20 protein-coding genes and 1 tRNA gene are annotated in these 23,897 nt (G+C 49.4%); 11 read left to right on the top strand and 10 right to left on the bottom strand.

The annotated features are described in order from the left end of the window. Positions 1–35 precede the first annotated feature (35 nt). The 3 genes from B2633_RS06500 to B2633_RS06490 all read left to right on the top strand — a co-directional run bounded on the left by B2633_RS06500 (position 36) and on the right by B2633_RS06490 (position 2,281). Positions 36–857, top strand: coding sequence for a helix-turn-helix domain-containing protein (locus tag B2633_RS06500; protein WP_483169834.1), 822 nt, complete (start codon positions 36–38; stop codon positions 855–857). A gap of 48 nt (positions 858–905) precedes the next feature. Continuing rightward, a complete protein-coding gene (locus B2633_RS06495) occupies positions 906–1,580 on the top strand; it encodes a methyltransferase family protein (RefSeq protein ID WP_483169833.1) in 675 nt (224 codons plus the stop codon). A 101-nt stretch (positions 1,581–1,681) separates the two neighbouring features. Continuing rightward, the gene (locus tag B2633_RS06490) at positions 1,682–2,281 is read left to right on the top strand and encodes a DnaJ family domain-containing protein (RefSeq protein WP_483169832.1); all 600 of its coding nucleotides are present in this window, start codon (positions 1,682–1,684) and stop codon (positions 2,279–2,281) included. Positions 2,282–2,961: 680 nt separating this feature from the next. On the opposite strand, the gene B2633_RS06485 is transcribed toward B2633_RS06490, so the two are convergent. The 6 genes from B2633_RS06485 to B2633_RS06460 all read right to left on the bottom strand — a co-directional run bounded on the left by B2633_RS06485 (position 2,962) and on the right by B2633_RS06460 (position 7,697). Further along, positions 2,962–3,531 (bottom strand): hypothetical protein, encoded by a 570-nt coding sequence (locus B2633_RS06485; RefSeq protein ID WP_483169831.1) that lies wholly within the window; start codon positions 3,529–3,531, stop codon positions 2,962–2,964. Positions 3,532–3,817: 286 nt separating this feature from the next. Continuing rightward, a complete protein-coding gene (locus B2633_RS06480) occupies positions 3,818–4,354 on the bottom strand; it encodes a hypothetical protein (RefSeq protein ID WP_483169830.1) in 537 nt (178 codons plus the stop codon). A gap of 344 nt (positions 4,355–4,698) precedes the next feature. Further along, the gene (locus B2633_RS06475; protein WP_483169829.1) at positions 4,699–5,223 is read right to left on the bottom strand and encodes a DUF3794 domain-containing protein; all 525 of its coding nucleotides are present in this window, start codon (positions 5,221–5,223) and stop codon (positions 4,699–4,701) included. Between the two features lie 809 nt (positions 5,224–6,032). Further along, complete coding sequence (locus B2633_RS06470; RefSeq protein WP_483169828.1) at positions 6,033–6,572, bottom strand: GNAT family N-acetyltransferase; 540 nt, start codon at positions 6,570–6,572, stop codon at positions 6,033–6,035. 124 nt (positions 6,573–6,696) lie between these two features. Beyond that, a tRNA-Thr gene (locus B2633_RS06465) sits at positions 6,697–6,771 on the bottom strand. A 122-nt stretch (positions 6,772–6,893) separates the two neighbouring features. Then, positions 6,894–7,697 carry a 2-oxo acid dehydrogenase subunit E2 gene (locus tag B2633_RS06460; protein WP_483169827.1) on the bottom strand — a complete coding sequence of 268 codons (804 nt, stop codon included), beginning with the start codon at positions 7,695–7,697 and terminating at the stop codon, positions 6,894–6,896. 246 nt (positions 7,698–7,943) lie between these two features. Between B2633_RS06460 and B2633_RS06455 the strand changes: the two genes are divergently transcribed. Then, positions 7,944–10,064: a heterodisulfide reductase-related iron-sulfur binding cluster gene (locus tag B2633_RS06455; protein ID WP_483169826.1), complete on the top strand. Its 2,121-nt coding sequence runs from the start codon at positions 7,944–7,946 to the stop codon at positions 10,062–10,064. A gap of 14 nt (positions 10,065–10,078) precedes the next feature. On the opposite strand, the gene B2633_RS06450 is transcribed toward B2633_RS06455, so the two are convergent. Continuing rightward, positions 10,079–10,357 (bottom strand): hypothetical protein, encoded by a 279-nt coding sequence (locus B2633_RS06450; RefSeq protein ID WP_481041447.1) that lies wholly within the window; start codon positions 10,355–10,357, stop codon positions 10,079–10,081. Between the two features lie 371 nt (positions 10,358–10,728). Between B2633_RS06450 and gcvT the strand changes: the two genes are divergently transcribed. The 5 genes from gcvT (at position 10,729) to B2633_RS06425 (ending at position 16,160) form a co-directional block, all read left to right on the top strand. Next, entirely contained in the window at positions 10,729–11,835 is a 1,107-nt protein-coding gene (gcvT, locus tag B2633_RS06445) for a glycine cleavage system aminomethyltransferase GcvT (protein ID WP_483169825.1), read from the top strand. A gap of 46 nt (positions 11,836–11,881) precedes the next feature. Further along, positions 11,882–12,268: a glycine cleavage system protein GcvH gene (gene gcvH / locus B2633_RS06440; RefSeq protein WP_481041451.1), complete on the top strand. Its 387-nt coding sequence runs from the start codon at positions 11,882–11,884 to the stop codon at positions 12,266–12,268. An 11-nt stretch (positions 12,269–12,279) separates the two neighbouring features. Next, the gene (gene gcvPA / locus B2633_RS06435; protein WP_483169824.1) at positions 12,280–13,593 is read left to right on the top strand and encodes an aminomethyl-transferring glycine dehydrogenase subunit GcvPA; all 1,314 of its coding nucleotides are present in this window, start codon (positions 12,280–12,282) and stop codon (positions 13,591–13,593) included. A gap of 1 nt (position 13,594) precedes the next feature. After that, positions 13,595–15,043, top strand: a complete 1,449-nt coding sequence (gcvPB, locus tag B2633_RS06430) for an aminomethyl-transferring glycine dehydrogenase subunit GcvPB (protein ID WP_483169823.1) — start codon at positions 13,595–13,597, stop codon at positions 15,041–15,043. Between the two features lie 181 nt (positions 15,044–15,224). Next, positions 15,225–16,160 carry an MBL fold metallo-hydrolase gene (locus B2633_RS06425; protein ID WP_483169822.1) on the top strand — a complete coding sequence of 312 codons (936 nt, stop codon included), beginning with the start codon at positions 15,225–15,227 and terminating at the stop codon, positions 16,158–16,160. A 189-nt stretch (positions 16,161–16,349) separates the two neighbouring features. Here B2633_RS06425 and argH read toward each other — a convergent pair whose 3' ends face one another. The 3 genes from argH to B2633_RS06410 all read right to left on the bottom strand — a co-directional run bounded on the left by argH (position 16,350) and on the right by B2633_RS06410 (position 20,703). After that, positions 16,350–17,744: an argininosuccinate lyase gene (gene argH, locus B2633_RS06420; protein WP_483169821.1), complete on the bottom strand. Its 1,395-nt coding sequence runs from the start codon at positions 17,742–17,744 to the stop codon at positions 16,350–16,352. Between the two features lie 79 nt (positions 17,745–17,823). Next, the gene (locus B2633_RS06415; RefSeq protein ID WP_483169820.1) at positions 17,824–18,537 is read right to left on the bottom strand and encodes an anaerobic ribonucleoside-triphosphate reductase activating protein; all 714 of its coding nucleotides are present in this window, start codon (positions 18,535–18,537) and stop codon (positions 17,824–17,826) included. Between the two features lie 48 nt (positions 18,538–18,585). Continuing rightward, positions 18,586–20,703 carry a ribonucleoside triphosphate reductase gene (locus B2633_RS06410; RefSeq protein ID WP_483169819.1) on the bottom strand — a complete coding sequence of 706 codons (2,118 nt, stop codon included), beginning with the start codon at positions 20,701–20,703 and terminating at the stop codon, positions 18,586–18,588. 820 nt (positions 20,704–21,523) lie between these two features. Between B2633_RS06410 and B2633_RS06405 the strand changes: the two genes are divergently transcribed. Then, positions 21,524–21,751, top strand: a complete 228-nt coding sequence (locus B2633_RS06405) for a FeoA family protein (protein ID WP_481041467.1) — start codon at positions 21,524–21,526, stop codon at positions 21,749–21,751. Positions 21,752–21,767: 16 nt separating this feature from the next. Then, positions 21,768–23,897, top strand: a complete 2,130-nt coding sequence (gene feoB, locus B2633_RS06400) for a ferrous iron transport protein B (protein WP_483169818.1) — start codon at positions 21,768–21,770, stop codon at positions 23,895–23,897.

Here is a 23,897-nt window from a genome sequence, read left to right as displayed (position 1 = left end):
GGTCGGGTTTATACTGACTGTAAGGTGGGATGACGATGGAGAATCGTATAAAAATCGGTGATTTTATAAAATTAACCGGAAGCACCCTAAAAACTATTATTTATTATCACAAGATCGGTTTACTGCCCGAACCGGAGCGCTCTCCGGGCGGATACCGGTTATACGGACCCGCCGAGCTGAACCGCATGCGTTTGATTAAACGCCTGAAATCGCTGGGGCTTGATCTGCAGCGCATCAAAGAAATAATCGGGGATCTTAACAACACCAAAACTATGCGGGAAATCCTGCTGTCACTCCGCATCGAGCTATTAAATGAGAAGAAAACCCTGGAACAACGAGTGGAGAAAATCGATGCATTACTGGGTGAAGACATGGAGCTCTTGAACCAAGATATTTTCGTATCCCCTTCTTTCCAAATGATCACCGAGATAATGGGAACGGATCAAATAGAAAAGTACGCCCGGTCCTGCCCGGAAATCTATGACCAGCACCGTAAATTGTACAGCATCCTGGATGATTTTCAATGGGGCGAGGATTTCCGAGAAGTTTTCCGCATCCTGGCCGAGTATTTTAAAGACCATCCCGACCATTATCAGATGGCTTTGGATTTTGGAGCACGCTGGGCAGAACTGACTAACGTTCCTGAAGATGATCCCCGAATAGATGCTCTGGCCCGCGAATCTGCCCTGCTCCTTGATAAAATGCCGCAGGTGAAGGGACTCATGCTCAGCCGCTCAGGACAGAAAGATCCTTTGAACGGCCTGTATAAGGAGATGGTCGCCGGAGTGTTATCGCCGGCCCAATTAAAATACCAGCAGCTGGTTGAAGAATATCGCAAGTCGAATCAAGAAGACTAAGCTCTTTTGGCTAGTATATTTTCGTTTAAGGGCAAGGAGATAATTTCAGTGGAAGGCAAGACAAATACATCCTCATTTAAAATCTATCTGTTTCCCACGATAATGATGATTGTAATGGGCCTCATTCTGTTTCTTCCCGCTGGGACCTTACGATACTGGCAGGCCTGGATTTATTGGGTGATGTTTTCGGCCGTAACTTTTTTTATTACCGCTTATTTCGCCAAAAGAAGCCCCGAACTACTAGCCAGGCGATGGCAGCATAAAGACCAGGAAACCGTGCGGAAAATACCTGGTTTGTTAAACCTTTTTCCCCTTTTTTATTTCGTAGCCGGTTTTGATTTTCGGTTTCACTGGTCAACGGTGCCGGTTTGGATAGTTATTGCAGCTAATCTTATAGCTTTTCTGGGTTACGTTTTTATCGTCATAGTTTTTAGGGAAAACAGCTACGCTTCCGGCAACATAAAGGTTGAGGATGAACAGCAGGTTGTAGCAACCGGCCCCTACGCCATAATACGCCATCCCATGTACACGGGGATGTTGATAATGGTTTTATTTGCTCCCTTGGCTTTAGGTTCCTATTGGGCTTTAATACCCAGTCTTCTTATCATACCATGGACGGTGATTAGAATAAAAAACGAAGAAGAACTGCTTTTGCAGGAGCTCCCGGGCTATAAAGATTATTGCAACAAGACCCCTTATCGTTTAGTTCCGGCCATTTGGTAGATAATTGGTTTTTATGCTGTTTAGCGACTTCCTTAAAACTGTCGTACGTTCAAGGTTGCAAAGAATGATTAGAGAAACCTCAGAATGGAGGGAAATATATCATGAGCAAACCTAGAAGCGAAAAAGATCCCATGCAGAAATTAGCTGAGCAGGCTTCTGAAAAAGCATGGAAAGCAGATTTTCTGGTTGAGGTTGATCGAGCTCAACACCTGGCTCGTCAGCACGATCTGGTAGGATTATTGATAAAGCAAGCCATGGAGCGGGGGGAGTTTGACAATCTGGAGGGAGCCGGCAAACCCCTTGACCTCTCGGAGAATCTTTTCGCGCAGGATGATATGCATATGGCCTATAAAATCCTCAAGGACAACGGTTTTGCACCCTACTGGATGGAGCTGGGCAAGGAGATTGACACTCTGAGAGCAAAATTGAACCAGGAAGTTGACGACTTTAAAAAGTACACAGGGATGGTTTTTAGCCAAAGAAGAAGCAGCGGGGCTGTTAGCCGGTATGAACAGAGAAAGAAGGCTTTCTATGCCCAAAGCCGGGAGAACCTGGAGGAGATTTCAAAGAAAATATTAGATTTTAATCTCCAATGTCCCGTTTCCACGTTGGGTCGGTCTAATTTTGATGTAGATGGAAGAGATGAACAATATAATGAAAGACATAGAAGATTTAATGCAGGACTAAAAAGAATCGGTTAGCCTCCTGTAATGGGTATATTGAATAATAGAATCAACATTGATTTTCCGAGCCCATATTCTCTTGCCACCTCTTTGTATTTTTAGGCTGTCAACAAAAAATAGGGAGCCCCTCCGAACCACGGAGGGGCCTTGCTTTCTCTGAAGCCGATGGGTGAATTCGAACCGCTGACCTGCTGGTTACGAATTGCGTCGCGAGGTGTTTTTCCAGTTATCTCCTATGCCATGAAATCTGAATATATGGGCATTTTCCCCAACACCGCATATTCACTTGTTAAACTTTTTGTGTACTGTTTTTGATTTTTTGGCGACATTTTGGCGATGCCCAGTGCTGTCAGGTATAGATTAAATTAATCAGGATTTTTGATTGCATCGCCATATGTTTCCCAAGGTGTTTCGAAAACATATGTTATGGGGCTATTTTTAAGGATAGCATATTTGATATATGAACAAACTGCGACCTTACAAAAGTTATAAAAATCGCGATGTCTTTGGATATTTCCTCGGCAAATTTATCCTCAATTTCAGGAATCATTTTACTTGCTGGATAACTTACAAAGGAGTCTTACAAAGAATAATCAACGGTCTGGAATCAGTGCTTTCTACCTTCTACATCTTCTTCAAATCTCCAGCATTCTTCCAGATATGCTTTAAGCAGTTCTTTGGACTCAGAGTTTACAAGGTCATATACCAAGTGTGCCTTTTCTACCGGTTCTATGCCTCTTGTTGCAAGCGGAGGTTATCGCACATTTTTGAACGGGGACGCAAATAAGTTCTTCCCGTAACACAGTAATTTTAACTTCAAGAATTACTTTAATAAGTAGATTTATTTTTTGACCAGGGCATTGAGATGCAGTAATATTATCAGGTATACCCCGGACTATAATGGCTTTGATTTTAACCTTTTCTTGAACAATATCATCAGATCGAATACAATTCCATACGTGAATGGATTGGACCGGTACTGTAACAATTTTGGTAATGGTATTTTTTGCCCCGGTGCACGGGTCATGGGTGAAAGTCAGCTTAATTTTTATAAAACCTTCATTAATAAGTATGTTGTCTTTTATTTTAGGATTCAATACAACATCATCCATAGGTGTAGCTTCTAGTGGTGTTATTAACTCACCGTTTTCGGGATCAATTATGATCCCAATGGGAGCAGATACAATGGTCTCACCAACTTTAATAACATTATCTGTGAGAACCACCACAAGAGATTTTATTTCTTTTGTGGACATATCCCAGCTCATTAAAAACCCTCCTTATCGGTGTTTAGTACATAGTATTCCAGATAATGTCTAATGTGATGGAATTAGAAACTTTATCAGAAAAGGTCCTGAAATTGGCAATTTTTCCAGACTAAAGCCCTTGGCCTCGCCTTTAGGGGAAACCAAGGGCTTAAAGTTTGGTTTAGAGTTAGACTGTTCTTTATTTCGCAACATAGCTGTTGTATACAGAACAGTAGATACGACAGGAGGGGCCGGAGTTAACCGGACCCTCCGAAATATTCGGCTGGTTTAAAAACAGGATCAGGTTCTAAGAACAGCTGCAGAACAAGCTAGCGGCATTAACCTTGAGAATTTCTTCCTTGCTAACAACAGCACAGCCTTCAACTATTACAGTAATTGCTAAGTTTAAGATAAGACCAGTTGCATCTAAAGAAACTATAACCGGCGTAATCGGTTGTAATACCTCTAAATCATGCTTTTGTACATTGACAGTACCGTCGGGCACTACACCGGGGCAGTTAATTTCGCCTGTGACAAGGGCACCTACGCCTGGTAAAGTGATCGTAGCAAGTGTTACACCCAAAAGTACAACTGTTATTGTTAAAGGAACGGCTATGGTGTTCACTACTTTGTTGGTCAGGACTGTAAAGTTAGTAACTGTTGGAGTACCGGGAGTTACTGTAATTTCAAGGAGCGCAAGATCAGCTGGAGTGATAACAGTAGGTAAAGTAATTGCTAAGGGTGTTGTACCCATTTCCTGAAAACATTCCTGGCAAAGAACCTTTAGTACCTTGATTTTCTGCGGGACAAAATTCGCCGCGCTACTTTGATTTACAAAAGCCATGAATAAAACCTCCTTTTTTGTTTGTGATACATAATATTCCTTATATTGTAAAATGTGATAAAGTATGGGTTTTTTGCATTGCTGCTATACTACCAGCGGTTCCTGGAAGGCTTTCCATCTGCAGACCGTGGCTAGATGAAATTTGTTGAATACAAAACATTGTCAGGATCAAGCAAAACCCCGGGCACGACTCAAATAAGTTGTACCCGGGATTAATTTTCTTAAAGCGTCCTCGCTTACTTTCTTAAGCCTATGGATAAATTAACAAAGCCCTAGCTTCCCCTTAAGGGCAAAACAAGGGCTTAGATTTAGTCAAGATTTACTGAACCAGTACTGCCCTTAATCTAAGGGCAGGTGCAGAACGGGTTAGCGGCATTAATCTTGAGAATTGTTTCTCTGCTAATAACAATACACGCTTTAACAATTGCTTTAAGAATAAGATTAAGGGTTAAGCAGGCTAGATCACCAGTAATCAGACGAACCGGCGAAACAATCAGCCCCTCCACTTGTAAATCATGCTTTTGTATATTGTCACCGGGTTCGACACCGGAGCATTCAACAATTCCTTGGAAGGGTATCTCCAATAATTTGATTATTTCTTGACCATCAACCAACAAACGTACGGGTACTATACCTTCATTAACAACTTTACCCTGTAAAACAGTTATATTTCTAATTTGGGGTGAACCAGCAAGTTCTAAGGTTACGGGGACATTTAGCTGGCCAGTGGTTACGTCAAGAGTTACCCCTGAAGGTGCGGATATCGTAATCTCACCATTTTCTTGTATACATTGTGTGCAAAGAACCTTTAAAGTTTTAATATTCTGATCCAAAAATTGTGTCTGAGAAACTTGATTAACAAAGCCCATTTTTAAAAACCTCCTTGAATATTTGTTAAAAGTTAATACAAGCTAGCATGAATTTTAAGACTTATATGTAGATGTATATCTTTTTCCTTTTTTATTACAACAGCGTAAATCTAGGATGTTTTGCATTTCATCCTCGTTATCCATTTTTATCAATATACAGCTACAAATATAGCTACAATGACCAGAAGTTATGCAGATTAAGACTAATATAGATTATTCTGGCTTGTTTAAAATGGTTAATAAAAATATATGAATAAGGTATCTATTATGTTAAAAGATTATGGTTGTTTTGGAAGTAAGCTCTATATTTGTGAAAATATTTCCATAGATCAAGGAATGGCGTCAAAATGACCATATAAGAAATGAGACTTTCTCGATAAAACAGACACTCCAGAGTTAGGTTCTGCCATTATTCGTAGAATTTTAAATTTGATAGGTTTATGTTTATGCTGCTAGGTTTGCGATATACCGGTGTTTAAATTCTACTGTAACCGGACTAAAGGCTATGGTCTACGAAGTATCCGCATTCAAGCAAAACGAACGGCCCTGGGAAGATGGGAAGCCCTTTCGGTCCTGACTGGAAGCTCAATCCCAACAAGTATTATCCGCCATCGGTGTTTGCCATAGCCGCTACCGATTTTAATATGTCATCCGGAAGGTCTTGTTTGTAATCTAACCTATAGCCTTCTGGAAGCTTTTGATCGCAAAAGGCCCTATCCTCATAAGTGATAGCTTGGATTGGCATATCAAAGAGAGATTTTGATCCGTCCATATAACGATATCACTGTAATAAAGCATAAAAAATACATCTAAAACTTTAATATGGAGTACACCTTTAAGTCTTTATGTTCCCCTTTAACACACATTACCTTTCTACTTATACCTTCGAAAGACATACCTAACTTTTTCATAACACGCTCTGAACCCTTGTTTTCTAAAAAGCATCTCGCCTGTATACGAATTAAGTTCATACTGTCGAAACCAAAAGAGGTAATTACCCTTGCTGCTTCGGTAATTAACCCTTTGCCCCAGTATTCTTTAGATAGAACATATCCAATTTCAGCACTATTGTGTTCTGGCTGCCACCAAACAAAGTGAACTGTTCCAATAAATTTACCATTTTCTTTAAACTCAATCCCCCATAGAGCATCATATTGAGGTAAAAACGTATTTATAAATTCAATTGTATCTGACAATGAAGAATGGGTATCCCAAGTTACATATCTCGTTACTTCTTCATTCGAAGCATATAAATACATATCTTCTGCATCATCTAATGTGATTTTTCTAAGGATGAGACGTTCCGTTTCTATTTTAGGTACATCAGCAAACTTTTCTAAAATATTCATAAATCCACCACTTTACAAAATATTATTTAGCAAAAAGTGTATCTTAGCTTGCCCATTACTACTTATGCAGGGTCCAGGGCAAAATCAATAGCCCCTCCAAACCACGGAGGGGCCTTATTTTTCCTGGAGCCGATGGGCGGATTCGAACCGCCGACCTATTGATTACGAATCAATTGCTCTGCCACTGAGCCACATCGGCTTGTTTTTAAAGCACTTTAAATTATAAGGTGCTTCGGCAGTACAATCAAGTACTTAAGGGCGGCTAGGAGTTCATTCATTGAACATTTTCGGGAATCCTTGCGTCGGTTAACCCGCCTGAGATTAAGCTAATCCGTACCCGCTTTCGATCATTTTAATGAGTTTAGAGAGTGCCCTGGCGGCCGGTGCTCCGTCAATAACGTCATGGTCCACCAAAACTGTCATTTTAAGATATTCCCTGGTTTCCGTTCCGTTATCAATGACACTGCGCTTTTTTATTATTGACCCTACTGCAAAACATACGGGGTGAACGCTCACCGGTATTACCCAGCCATTGATCCGGCCCACCGTACCGACAGAGGTTATCATTACCGTGCCCATATTTTGTTTGGTCACAAACGGATTTCGAATTATGCCTCTCCATATGGTTCTTCTTATGAACCCCGGCAGCATATAATACCATTTCATTAATTTCTCGTCTTTGGCTTCCCCTAAAACATAATTGCCCTCATTGTCAATGGTCTGCTTTTTCCCATCTTCTATTTCTTTCCATATTTCTGTAATGCTCTTTTCATTGGTTCTCCTAATCACATATGGCAAAGGCACTCTTTTGCCTTGAATCTCCCTTTCGATCATTATAGATATATCTATATCCTCAAATACGATCACTTTTCTCTTGCCTTTTCTTATACCATGCAGCAGCGGATATTCCCTGACCACCTCGCTAATGCACTTGATTAGCCATGCATTGAAGGAAATCCCTTTAGATAGTTTCCTTTTTTGCGCAATCAACTTACGCGCTTCGGTCACGTCTAACTCTATTAACGCCTTCAGATGATGTTTGCTTAATCCAACCTGGCCGATATCATAGGTGGATATTCGACTCAAAGGGAATGTCTCTATTTTAAATTTGCCGGTATTATCCACGGCCTCCGCCTCCTTCAACCGGTTTGATCCGGCATGACTCCTAATTAGTATAATAGATGTGCTTCAAAAATATCGCCAAATTGATTCTCCGCATGAGGAGCAGAAGAACTGGGACTTAGACGTCGGGGGCTCTTTTTAGGCCGCACTTACAGTAAATAACACTACTTCTGGAATAATTTGATACCCTCTGAGTCAGATTAAGCTTATAGAATTGGAATAATACGCGATCTGGCGAGGAGGCATACCATGATATTCGCTTACAAGCCCTTCACCGGCGGGCATGATGTCCCCATGCGGGTGGTGGGAGCCAATATTCCCTATGAATGGCTGGTCTACGTGTTCATGTTCATCCCCCTGGGGTTCCTTTTTTATGGGGCCTACCGGCGCTTCCGGGTGTGGCGGCTGGCCCAGAGCGGGCTGCACCGCAACGACCAGGTAGGGAGGCGCGTGGCCTCCTGGCTTTTCAATACCTTTTCCCAGGCGCAGGTATTGCGCAAGCCGCTGGCAGGGGTGATGCACCTGGCCCTGTTCTGGGGCTTCATATTTCTCCTGATTGCTACCGCCGCCTTTGCCGCCTGGGAGCGCATCGGCTTCCCGGAGATGACCGGCTGGCTTTATTACCTGATATCCTGGCTGGCCGACGTGGGGGGCTTCTTCGCCATGCTTGGGATTGTGGTTCTGGCCTTTATACGCTATATTCGCCGCCCGGATCGCCTCAATGACCATAAACCGGCGGACGGCTGGATTCTGGCCCTGGTCTTCGCCATCCTTTTGGGAGGCTTCCTGGTGGAAGGGCTGCGCATCGCCGCCCAGATCAAGCTCTCCACCACCTTACAGCAGATCGCCTATGAACAGGACGCTTCCCCGGTAGGCTGGATGTTTGCATGGTTGTTTAAAAGCATGAGCCTGGACGGTCTGGTGCTGTGGCACCGCCTGAGCTGGTGGTCGCATATGTTCCTGGCCTTCCTCTTTATCGCCGTGGTGCCCTTCACCAAGCTGTGGCACATCTTCACCGGCATGATCGGATATTACAGCCGGGATTTGGACCCCAAGGCGGTTCCGTTGATTGAAAACATCGAAGAGGCGGAACGCTTTGGTGTGGAACGCATTGAGGAGAACACCTGGAAGGACCTTTTAGACCTGGATGCCTGCATCCGCTGCGGGCGCTGCCAGGAGAACTGCCCGGCTTATTATACCGGGAAGAAGCTCAACCCCAAAGTTACTGTCATCCAGGCCATGAAGAAGCACCTGGACGGGAAGGCCCCGCACCTTTTAAGCGGGGCTGCCCGCCCCGAATTGGCCATGACCTCGGACGCCGAGGCCAATGCGGTCAGCCCCCTGGAGGCCAGCCTGCTCTATGATGTGGTCACCCCCGAGGTCTTGTGGGCCTGCACCAACTGCCGGGCCTGCCAGGAGCACTGCCCCATGTTCATCGAGCACCTCAACAAGATCATCAATATGCGTCGCAACCTGGTAATGTGGCAGGGCGATATGCCAGCTGAAGCCCAGAACGCCTTCACCAACCTGGAGCGCAACTACAACCCCTGGGGGGTGGGCTGGGCCTCACGGGCCAACTGGCTGGAGGAGCGGGGTATAAGAAACCTGGTCAATCTCCTGCCCGAAGACCACAGGGAATTCGAATACCTGCTCTACGGCGGCTGCGCGGTGGCTTTCGACGACCGCTACAAGCGGGCCGGCGAGGCCCTGGTGCGCCTCCTTGACCGGGCCGGCATCAATTTCGGCTATCTGGGGAATGAGGAAAGGTGCTGCGGCGATCCCGCCCGGCGCCTGGGCAATGAATACCTTTACCAGACCCTGGCCGCCCATAATATAGAGACTTTCAAGAAATACGGGGCGGACAAGATCATCTGCATCTGCCCCCACGGCTATAACGCCATCAAAAACGAATATCTCCAGATGGAGGGCGATTTTGAAGTTTACCATTCCTCCGAATTCTTGGCCAGGCTGATTGCGGAAGGCAGGCTTAGTGTGAATAAGACCGAAGCGGTCACTATGAGCTACCATGACTCCTGTTTTCTAGGCAGGCACAATGGGATTTATGAACCGCCCCGCCAGGTGGTCAAATCCACCGGGGCACAGGTTGTCGATATAGATAAGTCCCGCCGTTTCGGGTTTTGCTGCGGCGCGGGCGGGGGGCGGATGTTTCTGGAGGAAGAGGCGGTGGGCGGCTTCAAGCGGATCAATGACGCCCGCACCGGTCAGCTCCTGCAGACCGGTGCCGGGGTGATCGCCAGCAACTGCCCCTTCTGCATGACCATGCTCACCGACGGGGTCAAGGAAGCCGGTGAAGAGGAGCGGGTCAAGGTCCTGGACGTTTGCGAAATCCTGTGGAGGAGTATTGAATAGCAGCCTCCGGTGCTCTACAGCTCCAAATAGCCCTGCACATATTCGATCTCAGCATCGGCCAGTTCCCTGATGCGGCGCATGGCGGTCAATTTGACCTCATCGCTCTCACCGCTCAGCTTCTCCAGGACCATGGATTCAAAAGGAATCTCTTTGATGCGCTCCACAGTCTCCTCGAGGTCGACCTGGGTGAAAAAACCGTTAAAGATATTCATCAGCTGACCGAAGAATTCCTCGGCCCACTGCTCCACCATTTCTTCATCGAACAGGTTTTTGTCATCATAGAAGCGGCTCATGTCTATATCCTCCTCAACAAATTCCGCCCGAGGCGGGATTACGTAAATCGCATATCGTCAGGGCTCAATTTAAATAATATTATATGATAATTTGAAATCAGGTCACAGCCCAATTTGATAAGGTTTTGGCGTTTTTTGCATTTATCCTCAATAAGTGTTTCGCAATTATTGTCTTTTTTTGATAAAATTTTGCTGTAGTCCAATTTCTTTTGGCAAATGAAAGCTTTGGAAGTTTAACCCGCTTTAAACAAACATCGGGCAGGTAGCGGGGAAGCTAATTTGTGAATCAAATCCCAAGCAGTTCTTATTGCCTATAAACACAATCAGTCTAAGTTAACCCGGGTTTTGTTACCTGGCGAAGGAGGAGTATGATGCCGTTGCAATCAACCCCGTTGTACCCCATGCACCTGAAGTACAAAGGCAAGATCATTGATTTCGGGGGCTGGGAATTGCCAGTTCAATATGAAGGCATGGGGATCATTAAGGAGCACCACATGGTGCGTGAAAGTGCTGGACTTTTCGATGTATCTCATATGGGCGAGATTATGGTCACCGGGGAGCGGGCTCAGGACTTCGTGCAGAAGCTGGTATGCAATGATGTATCCAGAATGCGCGACTTTCAGGTTCTGTACAGCCCCATGTGTTATCCTGACGGCGGGGTGGTTGATGATCTTTTGATCTACAAATATCACCCTGCCAAATATCTCCTGGTGGTGAACGCCGCCAATGCGGAAAAAGACTTCGCCTGGATCAAGGAGAATCTTATGGAGGGGGTTCTTGCCGAAGATGTTTCCCCCCAATATGCGCAGTTGGCCCTCCAGGGGCCCCGGGCTCAGGAGATCCTGCAAACCCTCACCCCTACTGACCTCGACCAGATCAAATTCTTTCAGTTTAATCCCGCAGTGAAGATAGCCGGATTAGAATGTATAGTCTCCCGAACCGGTTATACCGGAGAAGACGGCTTTGAAATCTATGTCAGGCCCGCTGATGCCGTTCTGCTATGGGAAGAAATCCTTAAGGCGGGAGGGGAGCTGGTAAGCCCGATTGGGTTGGGAGCCCGGGACAGCCTGAGATTTGAAGCCAAGCTGCCCCTGTACGGGCAGGAGATCGATAAGGATATAACCCCCCTGGAAGCTGGCTTGGGCTATTTCGTCAAGCTTGACAACGGTGATTTCATCGGCAGGTCGGCTCTTTTGGAACAAAAACAAGCCGGGCTGGGAAGAAAACTGGTGGAGTTCGAAATGGTGGACAAAGGGATTCCCCGCTCGCATTACGAGGTGGAAAAGGACGGGGTCAACATCGGCCATGTTACCAGCGGCCTGCATGCCCCCACTTTTAAAAAGCCGATCGGCCTGGCCCTGATAGACAGCAAATACAGCGCCCCCGGCACCGAGATCGATATCATGATCCGCGGCAAAGCCGTTAAAGCGGTGGTGGGCCAGGGCATATTCTACCGCAAAAGAACCAAGTCTAAGTAATGCAAGGTATCTTATCAGGTTCTTAAATATAATGGAGGGATCGAATATGAACATACCAGAGGGATTGCTTTATACCGATGAGCACGAATGGATAAGGGTGGAAGGTGAAGTCGGCTATATCGGGATAACTGATTATGCCCAGCATCACCTGGGGGATATCGTTTTCGTGGAGCTGCCGGAGTTGGATGCCTCAGTATCCAAAGGCGAGTCCATCGGGGTGATCGAATCGGTAAAAGCGGTGGCCAACCTGTACAGCCCCGCTGACGGCGCCATCAAAAGCGTAAACGAGGAGTTGGAGGACTCCCCGGAGCTGTTGAATCAGGATCCCTATGAGAACTGGATAGCCGCCATCGAGTTGAGCGACCCTGGCAAACTGCAGGGATTGATGTCGGCTTCGGCCTACACCACCTTTTGCCAGAACCTCGAAGACTAGGGAGGAGTAAAATGAAATACACTCCTAACCCCACCCCGGTCGTAGAGGAGATGCTCAACATCCTGGGCCTGAACAGCCTGGATGAACTGTTCAGCGACATCGATGCTGACCTGCGTGTCAAGAGCGGTCTGCGGCTGCCCCCGGGGATGGGGGAAATGGAATTGCATCGCCATATAAAAAGCCTGGCCGCTAAAAACATCAATACTGAGGATTTCCCTTCTTTCCTGGGTGCAGGCGCCTATGACCACTATATTCCGGCGCCTGTGGAACAGCTTCTGCTGCGCTCCGAGTTCTATACCGCCTACACCCCTTATCAGCCGGAGATCAGTCAGGGCATATTGCAATCCATCTTTGAATACCAGACCTTGATCTGTAAATTGACCGGGCTGGATGTCTCCAACGCCTCGCTTTATGATGGCGGCAGCGCCCTGGCCGAGGCCTGCAGCCTGGCCTGCATGAGCGGCAAAGGCCGCAGAAAAGTAGTGATCTCTGACACAGTTCACCCTGAATACCTGCAGATTCTCAAGGCCTATACCCTTTCCGGGCGCCTGGAAGTGGTTCTGGTCCCGGGGAGAAATGGCTGCGCCGATATCGAGGCCATGGCAGCGGCCGTCGATAATGAGACCGCCTGCGCGGTGATACAGCAGCCCAATTTCTACGGCATATTGGAAGACTGTACCGGGCTGGAAAAGGCCATTCATGCCCATAAAGGCCTTTTTATCATGGCGGTAGAACCTGTTTCACTGGCCCTTTTGAAATCTCCTGCTGAATGGGGCGCAGACCTGGCTGTCGGCGAGGGTCAGCCTCTGGGCATCAGCCTCAGTTTCGGAGGGCCTTATCTGGGCTTTATGGCTGCCAATAAGAGCTTGATGCGTAAGATTCCGGGGCGTATCGTGGGACAAACCACCGACAAAGACGGCAAGAGGGCCTTCGTCCTGACCCTGCAGGCTCGGGAACAACACATCCGCCGCGAACTGGCTTCCTGTAATATCTGCTCCAATGAGGCTTTATGCGCCCTGGCGGCCAGCATGTATCTGGCTTTTGTGGGTGAGCAGGGTTTGCGGGATATCGCCCGGCGCTGTTATCAGCTGGCTCATTATGCTCAGGCACAACTGGCCGGGGCGGGGCTGGAACTAAAATACCATCAGCCCTTCTTCAACGAGTTTGCCATTAAAATCGATGATCCCGGGGCCGCCAACCGCAGGCTTTTGGAAAACGGCATCATCGGGGGCTACCAATTGGATGGGGCTTTATTACTGGCTTTCACCGAAAAGCGCACCCCTGCTGAAATTGACCGGCTGGCAGCCATTTTAGGAGGGAAATAGCATGAGCCAACTGATTTTTGAAAAGAGCGTCCCCGGCAGCAATTCCTTCACCCTGCCAGACCTGGATATACCTGAGATCGATCTGAGTGAAAATATACCCCGGCAATTTATGCGCCAGCAGCCCGCCGCCATGCCGGAACTGAGCGAAGTGGAGGCGGTAAGGCATTTTACAGAATTGTCCGCCCGGGCTTATGGTGTGGATAACGGTTTTTATCCCCTGGGGTCCTGCACCATGAAATACAACCCCAAAATCAACGAGTGGGCCTCCCGGCTCCCCGGCTTCGCCGCTATCCATCCCTGTCAGCCAGAAGGTAGCGTACAGGGGGCTTTAGAGCTTTATTATGAAATGCAGCAGATGCTGGCCGAGATAACCGGTATGGACGGTTTTTCTTTGCAGCCCGCCGCCGGCGCCCACGGGGAGATGGCCGGGGTGATGATCATCAAGGCCTATCATAAAGACCGCCGGGATGACAAACGCACCAAGATGATGGTGCCGGATTCCGCCCATGGCACCAATCCCGCTACTGCTAATGTGGTGGGCTACGAGGTAATCGAAATCAGTTCCAATGCGGAAGGCCTTATCGATCTGGATGACCTGCGCTCCAAAATGACCTCCGAAGTGGCCGGCCTGATGCTCACCAATCCCAACACTTTGGGGCTGTTCGAAGAGAACATCCGGGAGGTGGCTGGCATAGTTCATGAGGGCGGCGGCCTGCTCTACTATGACGGGGCCAACTTAAACGGGGTAATGGGGGTATCCCGGCCCGGTGATATGGGCTTTGATGTTATTCATGTCAATCTGCACAAGACCTTCTCCGCACCCCATGGCGGAGGCGGGCCGGGCTCGGGTCCGGTGGGGGTAAAAGAGCCCCTGATAAGATTCCTGCCCGTGCCGGTGGCGGTGAGGCGGGGTGACCTTTATGCCTTCGACTACGAACGCCCACTGTCCATCGGCAAGGTGAAGAATTTCTACGGGAATTTCGGAGTGATTGTAAAGGCCTACACCTATATCAGGGCCCTGGGCGGGGAAGGCCTCAAAGAAGCCTGCCAGCACGCGGTCTTAAATGCCAACTACCTGCGCCATCAACTCAAGGGAACCTATAATATACCCCTGGACCGGCTGTGCAAGCATGAATTTGTGGTTAATTCCAAAAACCAGGGGCAATACGGGGTTTCAACCATGGATATCGCCAAGCGCCTGATAGACTACGGCTATCATCCCCCCACAGTGTATTTCCCCTTGATCGTTCCGGAGGCCATGATGATTGAGCCTACCGAAACCGAATCCAAGGAACGCCTGGACCGCTTTGTTGGGGTCATGCAGTCCATCGCCAGAGAAGCAGCCGATAATCCTGATCTGGTCAAGAATGCCCCCCACCATGCGGTCATAAAAAGGGTCGATGAGGTGACTGCGGCCCGCAAGCCCATAGTAAAATGGGAGGCCCCTTGATAGGGGCTCCTTCCATATTTGATTCAGGATTTGGGCAAAGTGAAGAACCACATTTTCCCGGCAGCCCGGTCATTTTGGAGTAGGGTTGTTTTCGGGGGAACGGCAGGCTGAGGAGTTTGAACAACCCTGGTATTTTTTACGCGGGAGCTTTTAAGCGAACTGGAGGAGGGCTCAAGAAGCGGTGCAACTGCGGCAGCTGGCAGCGAAGACCTATGCCATAGAAAGCGAATTCGCCTCACTGGGGGTGTACCTTCTTGATGAACGGGACTGCCTGCTTATCGACAGCGGTCACACCTCAGCCCACGCCCGGGAAGTGTTGCAGATACTGGACGAAAAAGGCTGGGCGGTTCACACCATTTTCAATACCCATGCCCATGCCGACCACTGCGGGGGCAACCGCTTGATTCAGGAGCACACCTGCTGCCAAGTGTATGCCACTGCCATCGAGGCGGCTTTTATTGAGAACCCTCTGTTGCTCCCCTATTCAACCTACACTGCCTATCCCCCCAAACTCTTGAGGGGCAAGTTCTTCATGCCCCAGGCCTCCCGGGTCACCCAGCGGGTTGAGGCAGGACCTGTGTTTATCAAAGAAGCCCGCTTTGAAGCGGTGCCGTTGGCAGGGCACAGCCCGGGGCAGATGGGCCTCATCACCCCTGACGGGGTATTGTTCGCCGGGGACAGCCTGGTATCTCCCCAGATCCTGAAGACATTCCCCTGTGTATTTCTGGTTGATGCGGCCCAGCAGTTCTTAACCCTTGATAGGCTCACAGCGGGCAATTATAAGTCAATATATCTGTCCCACGGGGGATTGGCGGAAGACGCCCTTCTCGTTATCACCGCCAATTACGACATTTTGACAAATAACCTTCGGGCTATGGACGACATCATCCAAGTACCCCGCAGCCTGGAGGGGGTTATAGGTGAATTCACCTCCCGCCAGGGAGTTAAAATCAACCGCAATCATTATTTCCGGCTCTCCAAAACCGTTTCCAGCATGCTGGCCTACCTGGTGAATCAAGGCCAGGCTTCCATAATCATGCAAGATAATATCCCCCATTATCGCTCCCGCGGCAAAAAACGGCTGTCCCCGGAAGAAAAGCCGCAGTTGCCCCGATAACTCCACTAAAAGACAGCCCCGGAATGAAATCCTCAGGATAGCCAATGCTTATCGGCTGTCGCGTAAGACCTGGTTCCGTTAGAATGCCGGCTCTAAGCAAAAGTTTATATAAAAAGGCTGCCCGCGAAGACAGCCGCAATATGTTTCATCCAACGATATGTGCTTTTGTTTATAAATGTTTTTCCAGGTTTACCAAGAGGTTTTTTCATGCATACTTCCCAACCAGGAGAAGGCTTCCTCCAAAGCCCGATTCACGGCCAAAGATGAGGGTCCGCCAGGCACGGAGCGTCTCTGAACACAGGCCTTGATATCCAGGTAATTGTATATATCCGCTTCGATCAGAGGCGAGAATTCTCTATACTCCTGCAGGGAGATCTCCTCCAGAACCTTGCCGGCTTGAATGCAATGCAACACTGCCCTGCCTACCACCGCATGGGCATCCCGGAAGGGCAGCCCTCTGGCAGCCAGATAATCGGCCAGGTCGGTGGCATTGGTGAATCCGCCCCGGGCGGCCTCAAGCATTTTCTCAGTCCTGAAGCGGGCCGTCCTCAGCATGGGTTCATAGACCATAAGGCATTTCTTAACCGTATCCATAGCGTCGAACAGGGCTTCTTTGTCCTCCTGCATGTCTTTGTTATAAGCTAAAGGAAGCGCTTTCATCAAGGTCAGAAGTGCAATCAGATCCCCGTACACCCGGCCGGTTTTACCGCGCACCAGCTCGGCCAGATCCGGATTCTTTTTTTGCGGCATGATACTGGACCCGGTGGTATAAGCGTCGTCCAGCTCGATGAAGCCGAATTCCTCGCTGGACCAGAGGATCAGTTCCTCCGAAAAGCGCGATAGGTGCATCATCAGTATACTGGCGAAGCTGCAGAATTCCAGGGCGAAATCGCGATCGCTGACAGCGTCCAGGCTGTTGCGGGTGATGATGTCAAGCTCCAGCTGCTCTTTTACAAATTCCCGGTCCAGGTTAAAGCCGGTGCCAGCCAGGGCCCCGGAGCCCAGCGGCATGGCATTGGCCCTCTTCACGCCATCCTCCAAACGCTCCACATCCCGGCGCAGCATCTCAAAATAGGCCAAAAGATGGTGGGCCAGGGTTATGGGCTGGGCCTTTTGCATATGGGTGTAGCCGGGCATGATGGTTTCGGTATGCTCCCGGGCCAGATTGAGCAGAGTCTCCTGCAGTCCCAGGATCAATCCCCTAATGATCCAGGCTTCGTCTTTCAGGTAGAGGCGCACATCCAGAGCCACCTGATCATTGCGGCTGCGGGCGGTGTGAAGCTTCTTGCCTACCTCGCCGATCCTGGCAATCAGGAAGGTTTCAATATTCATATGCACGTCTTCTGCGGCTACGGTGAATTCCAGCCGGCCCTGGTCCAGCTCTGCCAGGATCTCCTGCAAGCCGGCCACAATCTTATCTTTTTCCTCTTCGTCAATTATCCCCTGCCTGGCCAGCATGGCAGCGTGGGCTATGCTCCCCGCTATGTCCTGGCGGTACATACGGCCGTCCACCGCGACGGAGGCATTAAAGTCCTCGGTTAACAGGTCGCTCTCTTTGGTAAAGCGGCCACCCCACAATTTCATATCAACACCCCTGTTCCTTGAGCTTTAACTACTTAATTATAGAGTACTCTGCGCCTGATACCAAGACTTCCGCCGCTTTTCACGCATTGACTACCCGCACCCTCGCTACCAGGGGCCGGAGCCGGGCCGCCATTTCCTGCAGTTCCTGGGGGCGGTAAGGCCTGCTGGAGCGGAGTCCGGGTTCCAGTGTCTGGCGGGGGTTGAACTGCTGCAGGGTATAGAGCTCTGCTCCTGCAATGGCTGACCCGATCTGGAGCAGGTCATCCGCATTGTGGTAAAGCGGCACCACCGTGGTTCTGAATTCCACCTCGATGGGGGCTTCTTTCAGTAAATGCACGCTGTTGCGTATATTGAGGAAGTCCTCCCGGCTGAGCCGCCCGCACACCTCCAGGTAATCCTTGTATTCCAGGGGGGCTTTGAGGTCCATGGCCACATAATCCACCAGGCCCCCCTCGATCAGGCTCTTTAAAACCTCATAACGAGTGCCGTTGGTATCGAGCTTCACCAGGTATCCCAGGGCTTTTATGGCCTGGCAGGCCTCGGGCAGGCCGGGATTGAGGGTGGGCTCGCCCCCGGTGATCACCACCCCGTCCAAAAAACCGGCGCGTTCTTGCAGGAATCCCAGCAAAATGTCCAGATCCAGGTCATTATTTTCGGTACGCCCCGGTTTGACCAGGAGGTGCCCGTTGTGGCAGTAAGGGCAGCGCAAATTACAGCCCCGGGTAAATAGCACCGCGGCTATTTTCCCGGGGTAGTCCACCAGACTCTGTTTTAAAAAACCTGCAAATCTCATGCCTCAAAACTCCGCATTCATTCGATATAGAGTACTGCCGCAGATGCTCTAGCCAACCTTGTAGGTCTGCCGGTTCCTAAACTCCTGCTGTTTGCCTTCATTCCACTGATCTACCGGGCGCAGATAGCCCACCACCCGTGAATACACCTCGCAGGAGGTCTCCTTGCCGCTCTCCTGGCAATAGGGGCATTCGAAATGCTCGCCCCGGATATAGCCGTGTTCAGGGCAAATGCTGAAGGTCGGGGAAATATAGTAGTAAGGCATATGGAACTGCTCGCAGGCCTTTTTGATCAAATTCTGGACCGCTCCCACATCCGGCAGGGCTTCGCCCAGGAAAATGTGGAAGGTGGTTCCCCCGGTATACAGTGTTTGCAGCGGGTCTTCCAGCTTCATGGCTTCCCAAAGATCATCGGTATATCCTACCGGCAGGAAGGTGGAATTGGTGTAAAACGGTTCGGCTCCTTGCTTCACCGCTTCGTTGTTGGCCACGATGATCTCCGGATACAGCCTGCGGTCTTTCTGCGGCAGGCTGTAGCTCACCCCTTCAGCCGGAGTGGCTTCCAAATTGAACAGGCTGCCGGTCTCATCCTGATAGGTGCTGATGCGGTCGCGCATGAACTGCAATACTTTGACAGCGAAGGCATGCCCGGCCGGGCTGGCGATATCCTGACCCAGGAAGTTCAGGCAGGATTCGTTCATTCCTACCAGACCGATGGTGGAGAAATGGTTCACCCAATACCTGCCGCTGGCCTCTTTGACATTGCGCAGGTAGAAGTGCGAATAGGGATAAAGCCCGGAATCGGTCAGGTTTTCCAACACCTTGCGCTTGATCTCCAGGCTGTCTTTGGCCAGGTCCATGACGCACGCCAGCCTCTCAAAATAATCAGCTTCATTCTTGGCCAGGTAGCCGATGCGGGGCATATTGATGGTCACCACGCCGATAGAGCCGGTCAAGGGGTTGGAGCCGAACAGCCCCCCGCCGCGGCGGCGCAGTTCGCGGTTGTCTAAACGCAGTCGGCAGCACATGCTGCGGGCATCTTCCGGATCCATATCCGAGTTGATATAATTGGAAAACCCAGGGATGCCGTATTTGGCGGTCATCTCCCAGATGCGGTCATAAGCCGGATTCTTCCAGTCGAAGTCGGCGGTGATGTTGTAGGTGGGGATGGGGAAGGTGAAAACCCGCTCCTCGGCATCGCCTTCCATCATCACCTCGGCGAAAGCCTGGTTGAGCATATCCATCTCCTTCTGGAATTCGCCATAGTTCTTTTCCATCAGCTGTCCGCCGATAATGGCGGCCTGATCCTTGAAGGAACCAGGAACCTTGAGGTCCATGGTGATGTTGGTAAACGGGGTCTGGAATCCCACCCGGGTAGGCACGTTGACATTGAAAATAAATTCCTGCAGGCTCTGTTTGACCTGTTCATAGCTTAAATTGTCGTAATAGATGAAGGGAGCCAGGAGGGTATCGAAGTTGGAAAATGCCTGTGCTCCGGCTGCCTCGCCCTGCAAAGTGTAGAAGAAGTTGACGATCTGGCCCAGAATGGTGCGGAAATGCTTGGCCGGCTTGCTGGCCACCTTGCCGCGGGTGCCTTTAAAGCCTTCCCGGATCAAATCCTGCAAATCCCAGCCCACGCAGTATACCGCCAGAATGCCCAGGTCATGCATATGGAAATCCCCGCTCTCCTGGGCGGTCTTCATCTGTGGGGTGTAGATCTGATTCAGCCAGTACTGGCTGGTAACTATAGAGGAGATATGGAAATTCATGCCCTGCAGGCTGAAATTCATGTTGGAGTTTTCTTTGACGCGCCAGTCGCTGCGATCCAGGTATTTGTTGACGATCTCGTTGCTCTCTAATAGCTGCCTGGTATCGCGCAGCATCTCATGCTGTTTGCGGTAGAGAATGTAAGCTTTGGCAGTTTTGTAATGGCCGTTTTTGACCAGGACCTTTTCCACCAGATCCTGAATCTCTTCCACCGAAAGGATCTCGTAATCATCCAGGCTTTGATATTCCGCCAGTTCCGCTACTTTATCCGCCAGGGTTTGGGCAATTTGAATATCGCGGCCGCCTACCGCTTTGGCGGCCTGAAATATTGCATTGACGATTTTTTGTTTTTCGAATGGCACCACCCGGCCATCCCTTTTGCGAATTTTTGTAATGCTCAAACCATTTCCTCCTTGTTTCAACCACAATATATATGGTGTGCTAATTGCTCTTCACACTATATACAGTATATACCACCATATAAGGGGATACAACGAGGCCTGTTTTGCCATATCCCAGAAATTATGTCTGGGGATGATCCAAACGAAGTATTTTGTCCTTTTTCAGCCCTTTTGAAAAAGTTAACAGGATGGAGTAAGCCCCATCCTGCGCCTATAGTCCTAGTGTTTCCCAGTAATTCAGCCCCAAATCAGGTTATGGGATTATTCAGCTTTAATTCTCCGCTCCAGCAAAGCCTGCACCTTCAAATGCAGGCCGAAAAGGTTGATGAATCTTTCGGTATCTTTGCCGATGCAGTGCATTCCTGTAATAGCCGGTGCGGCGTGTTCTCCCCGGTGCGCTTTAGTCTAAAAAATATATTGACATAAGATAAAACTATCGACTATCATAATATTGATAATCATTATCATTTTAGATATGTGGTGGCGTTTATTATTTAAATAAAAAGTTAGCCAATGCTAACTTTCAAAGGGGTGATATCCGTGGAAAAATTTATTTTATATGCAATTCTCCTGCTGGCCCTGATTGCCATCGGCTTTAAGGTCAAAAGATTAATGGATACGGCAAGCGGTGTACCGAGAAAAAATTCTTGCGACTGTGGAATGTGCTCCTCCAGCTCCTGCCCCGTCCGCGAGTGGCCGGAGGCCAGCGCGGAGCCAGGCCCCAAGCAGGACTCCTAACAAACCACCGCCCTGATGGATAACAAAATAGAAGCCATGTATAAAAAGAGTGGATTTTATATGAAGAATGGAGATGAAAGCTATGACCCGAACTTTGAAAGACTTGACTCCTGGAGAGAGCGCCCGAATTAAGGCCGTTACCGGACACGGCATCATCCGCCGGCGCATAACGGAAATGGGACTGGTGCCCGGGGTGGAGCTTATGATGGAGCGCTATGCCCCTCTGGGCGATCCGGTAGAGGTTAAAAGCCAGGGTTTTCACTTGTCTCTGCGCAAGGAAGAAGCCAATACCATTATCCTGGAATCATAACTGGAGGAAATAGAAGATGAACCGAAAAAACATTGTCATTGCCCTGGCCGGTAATCCCAACTCAGGGAAAACCACCATATTCAACGCCTTGACCGGCGCCCGTCAGCATGTGGGCAACTATCCGGGCGTAACCGTGGAAAGAAAAGAAGGCCGGGTAAAATATAAGGATCATGATATTACCGTGATCGATCTGCCTGGGACCTACGGACTTTCCGCCTACTCGCCGGATGAGGTGGTGGCCCGTCAGGTTATTATTAATGAAAAGCCCGATATCTTAGTTGATATTGTTGATGCTTCCAACCTGGAGCGCAACCTCTACCTGACTATGCAGTTAAAAGAATTAGAGGTTCCGGTGATACTGGTACTGAATATGTCGGATGTCGCCGAGAAAAACCAGGTTAAAATAAATCACGGCCTGCTTTCACAGCTCCTGGGGATACCGGTCGTACGGGCTGTGGGGAGCAAAAACGAGGGCATCCGGGATATCCTGGAGGAGATAGTCAATTACGACTCCGGGCAGACCAAGGCCCAGGAAAGACAAGGGCGCTACCGTCCGGAAATTGAGGATGAGCTGGCTCGACTGCAGGAGCAATTACAGCCTCCCCAACCTGTGGCCGCGGAAGCCGCAGCTGGAGTAGAAGCCGGTACCGAACTCTCCACCATGCCCTTCCGCTGGCTGCTCATCAAGCTTCTGGAAAATGACCAGGAAGTAGGCCGGCAAATTTCAGCCTGGAAGATCGGTCCGGATTTCATGCGCGAAGTTGAGCAAAGCCGTCAGCGTATTAAGAATCTCACCAACGATGAACCGGAAATAGCGTTGGTGGAAGACCGCTATGCTTATGTTCGCGGGATTTGCCGCGAAGTTTGTCAGAGAGCCCTTCTGGACAAGGCAACCGTGACGGAGAAAATCGATAATGTTCTTTTAAATCGCGTGTTGGGTATACCCTTATTCCTGGGCATGATGTGGCTGCTGTTCCAAATGACTTTCACCCTGGGAGCTCCTCCCATGGATTGGATCGATTCCGGAGTATCCGCTTTGGGCGACTGGCTGAATGCCAATATGGCAGACGGCCTGCTGCGTTCTCTGCTGGTGGACGGCATCGTAGGCGGGGTAGGCGGAGTCATCGTCTTTTTGCCCAACATTCTGCTGCTCTTCCTGGGCATCGCCTTCCTGGAAGGAACCGGTTACATGGCCCGAGCCGCCTTTGTCATGGACCAGGTGATGCACAAAGCCGGCCTGCATGGCAAGTCTTTTGTCCCCATGTTGATTGGTTTCGGCTGCTCGGTGCCTGCGCTGATGGCCAGCCGCACTCTGGAGAATCCCCGTGATCGTCTGGTGACCATGCTGGTTACTCCTCTGATGAGCTGCGGGGCGCGGCTGCCGGTTTACAGTCTGCTGATTGCCGCCTTTTTCCCCACGCAAATGGGAGGGAACATATTGTTCTCCATATATATGATCGGCATTTGCCTGGCGATTATTATGGCCCGGGTTTTTCGCACCTGGCTCTTGCCCGGTGAAACCGAGCCTTTCGTTATGGAATTACCGACTTATCAAATGCCTACGATAAAAAATATTCTGATCCATATGTGGGAACGAACCTGGCTTTACGTGAAAAAGGCCGGTACCATCATCTTGATGATATCCATTGTGATGTGGGCTTTATTTACTTTTCCCACCACCGATAGTCAGGGGCAGCCCTACGAAGACGCCACCGTTCAGCTGGAAAACAGCTATGCCGGACAAGTGGGCAAGGCTATAGAGCCGGTGTTTAGACCCCTGGGCTTTGATTGGAAAACCGGCGTGGCCCTGGTGGCTGGTTTTGGCGCCAAGGAAGTGGTGGTAAGTACCTTGGGAACCCTTTATAGCATCGAAGACGAAGAGGCCCTGGCCGAAGAAGAGGAATCTTCGGTCAAAGGATTTGCTGAACGGGCCAAGGAACAGTCCGGTTATACCCCGCTGGTGGCCTATGTGCTCATGATCTTCACTTTGATCTATGTTCCCTGTATGGCCGCCATCGCAGTCATGAAGCGGGAGACCAATAGCTGGAAATGGCCGCTGTTCACCATTGGCTACACTTTGGCCCTGGCCTGGGTCGTCTCTTTCCTGGTCTACCGGGGCGGGCTGTTGTTGGGCATTGGGGTTTAA

It is taken from the genome of Syntrophomonas sp. UBA1041 (genome assembly GCF_002316705.1).
Taxonomy (GTDB): Bacteria; Bacillota; Syntrophomonadia; order Syntrophomonadales; family Syntrophomonadaceae; genus DTU019.
The sequence above is the reverse complement of the archived record's forward strand: the minus strand, read 5'-3'. Positions and strand labels throughout refer to the sequence as shown.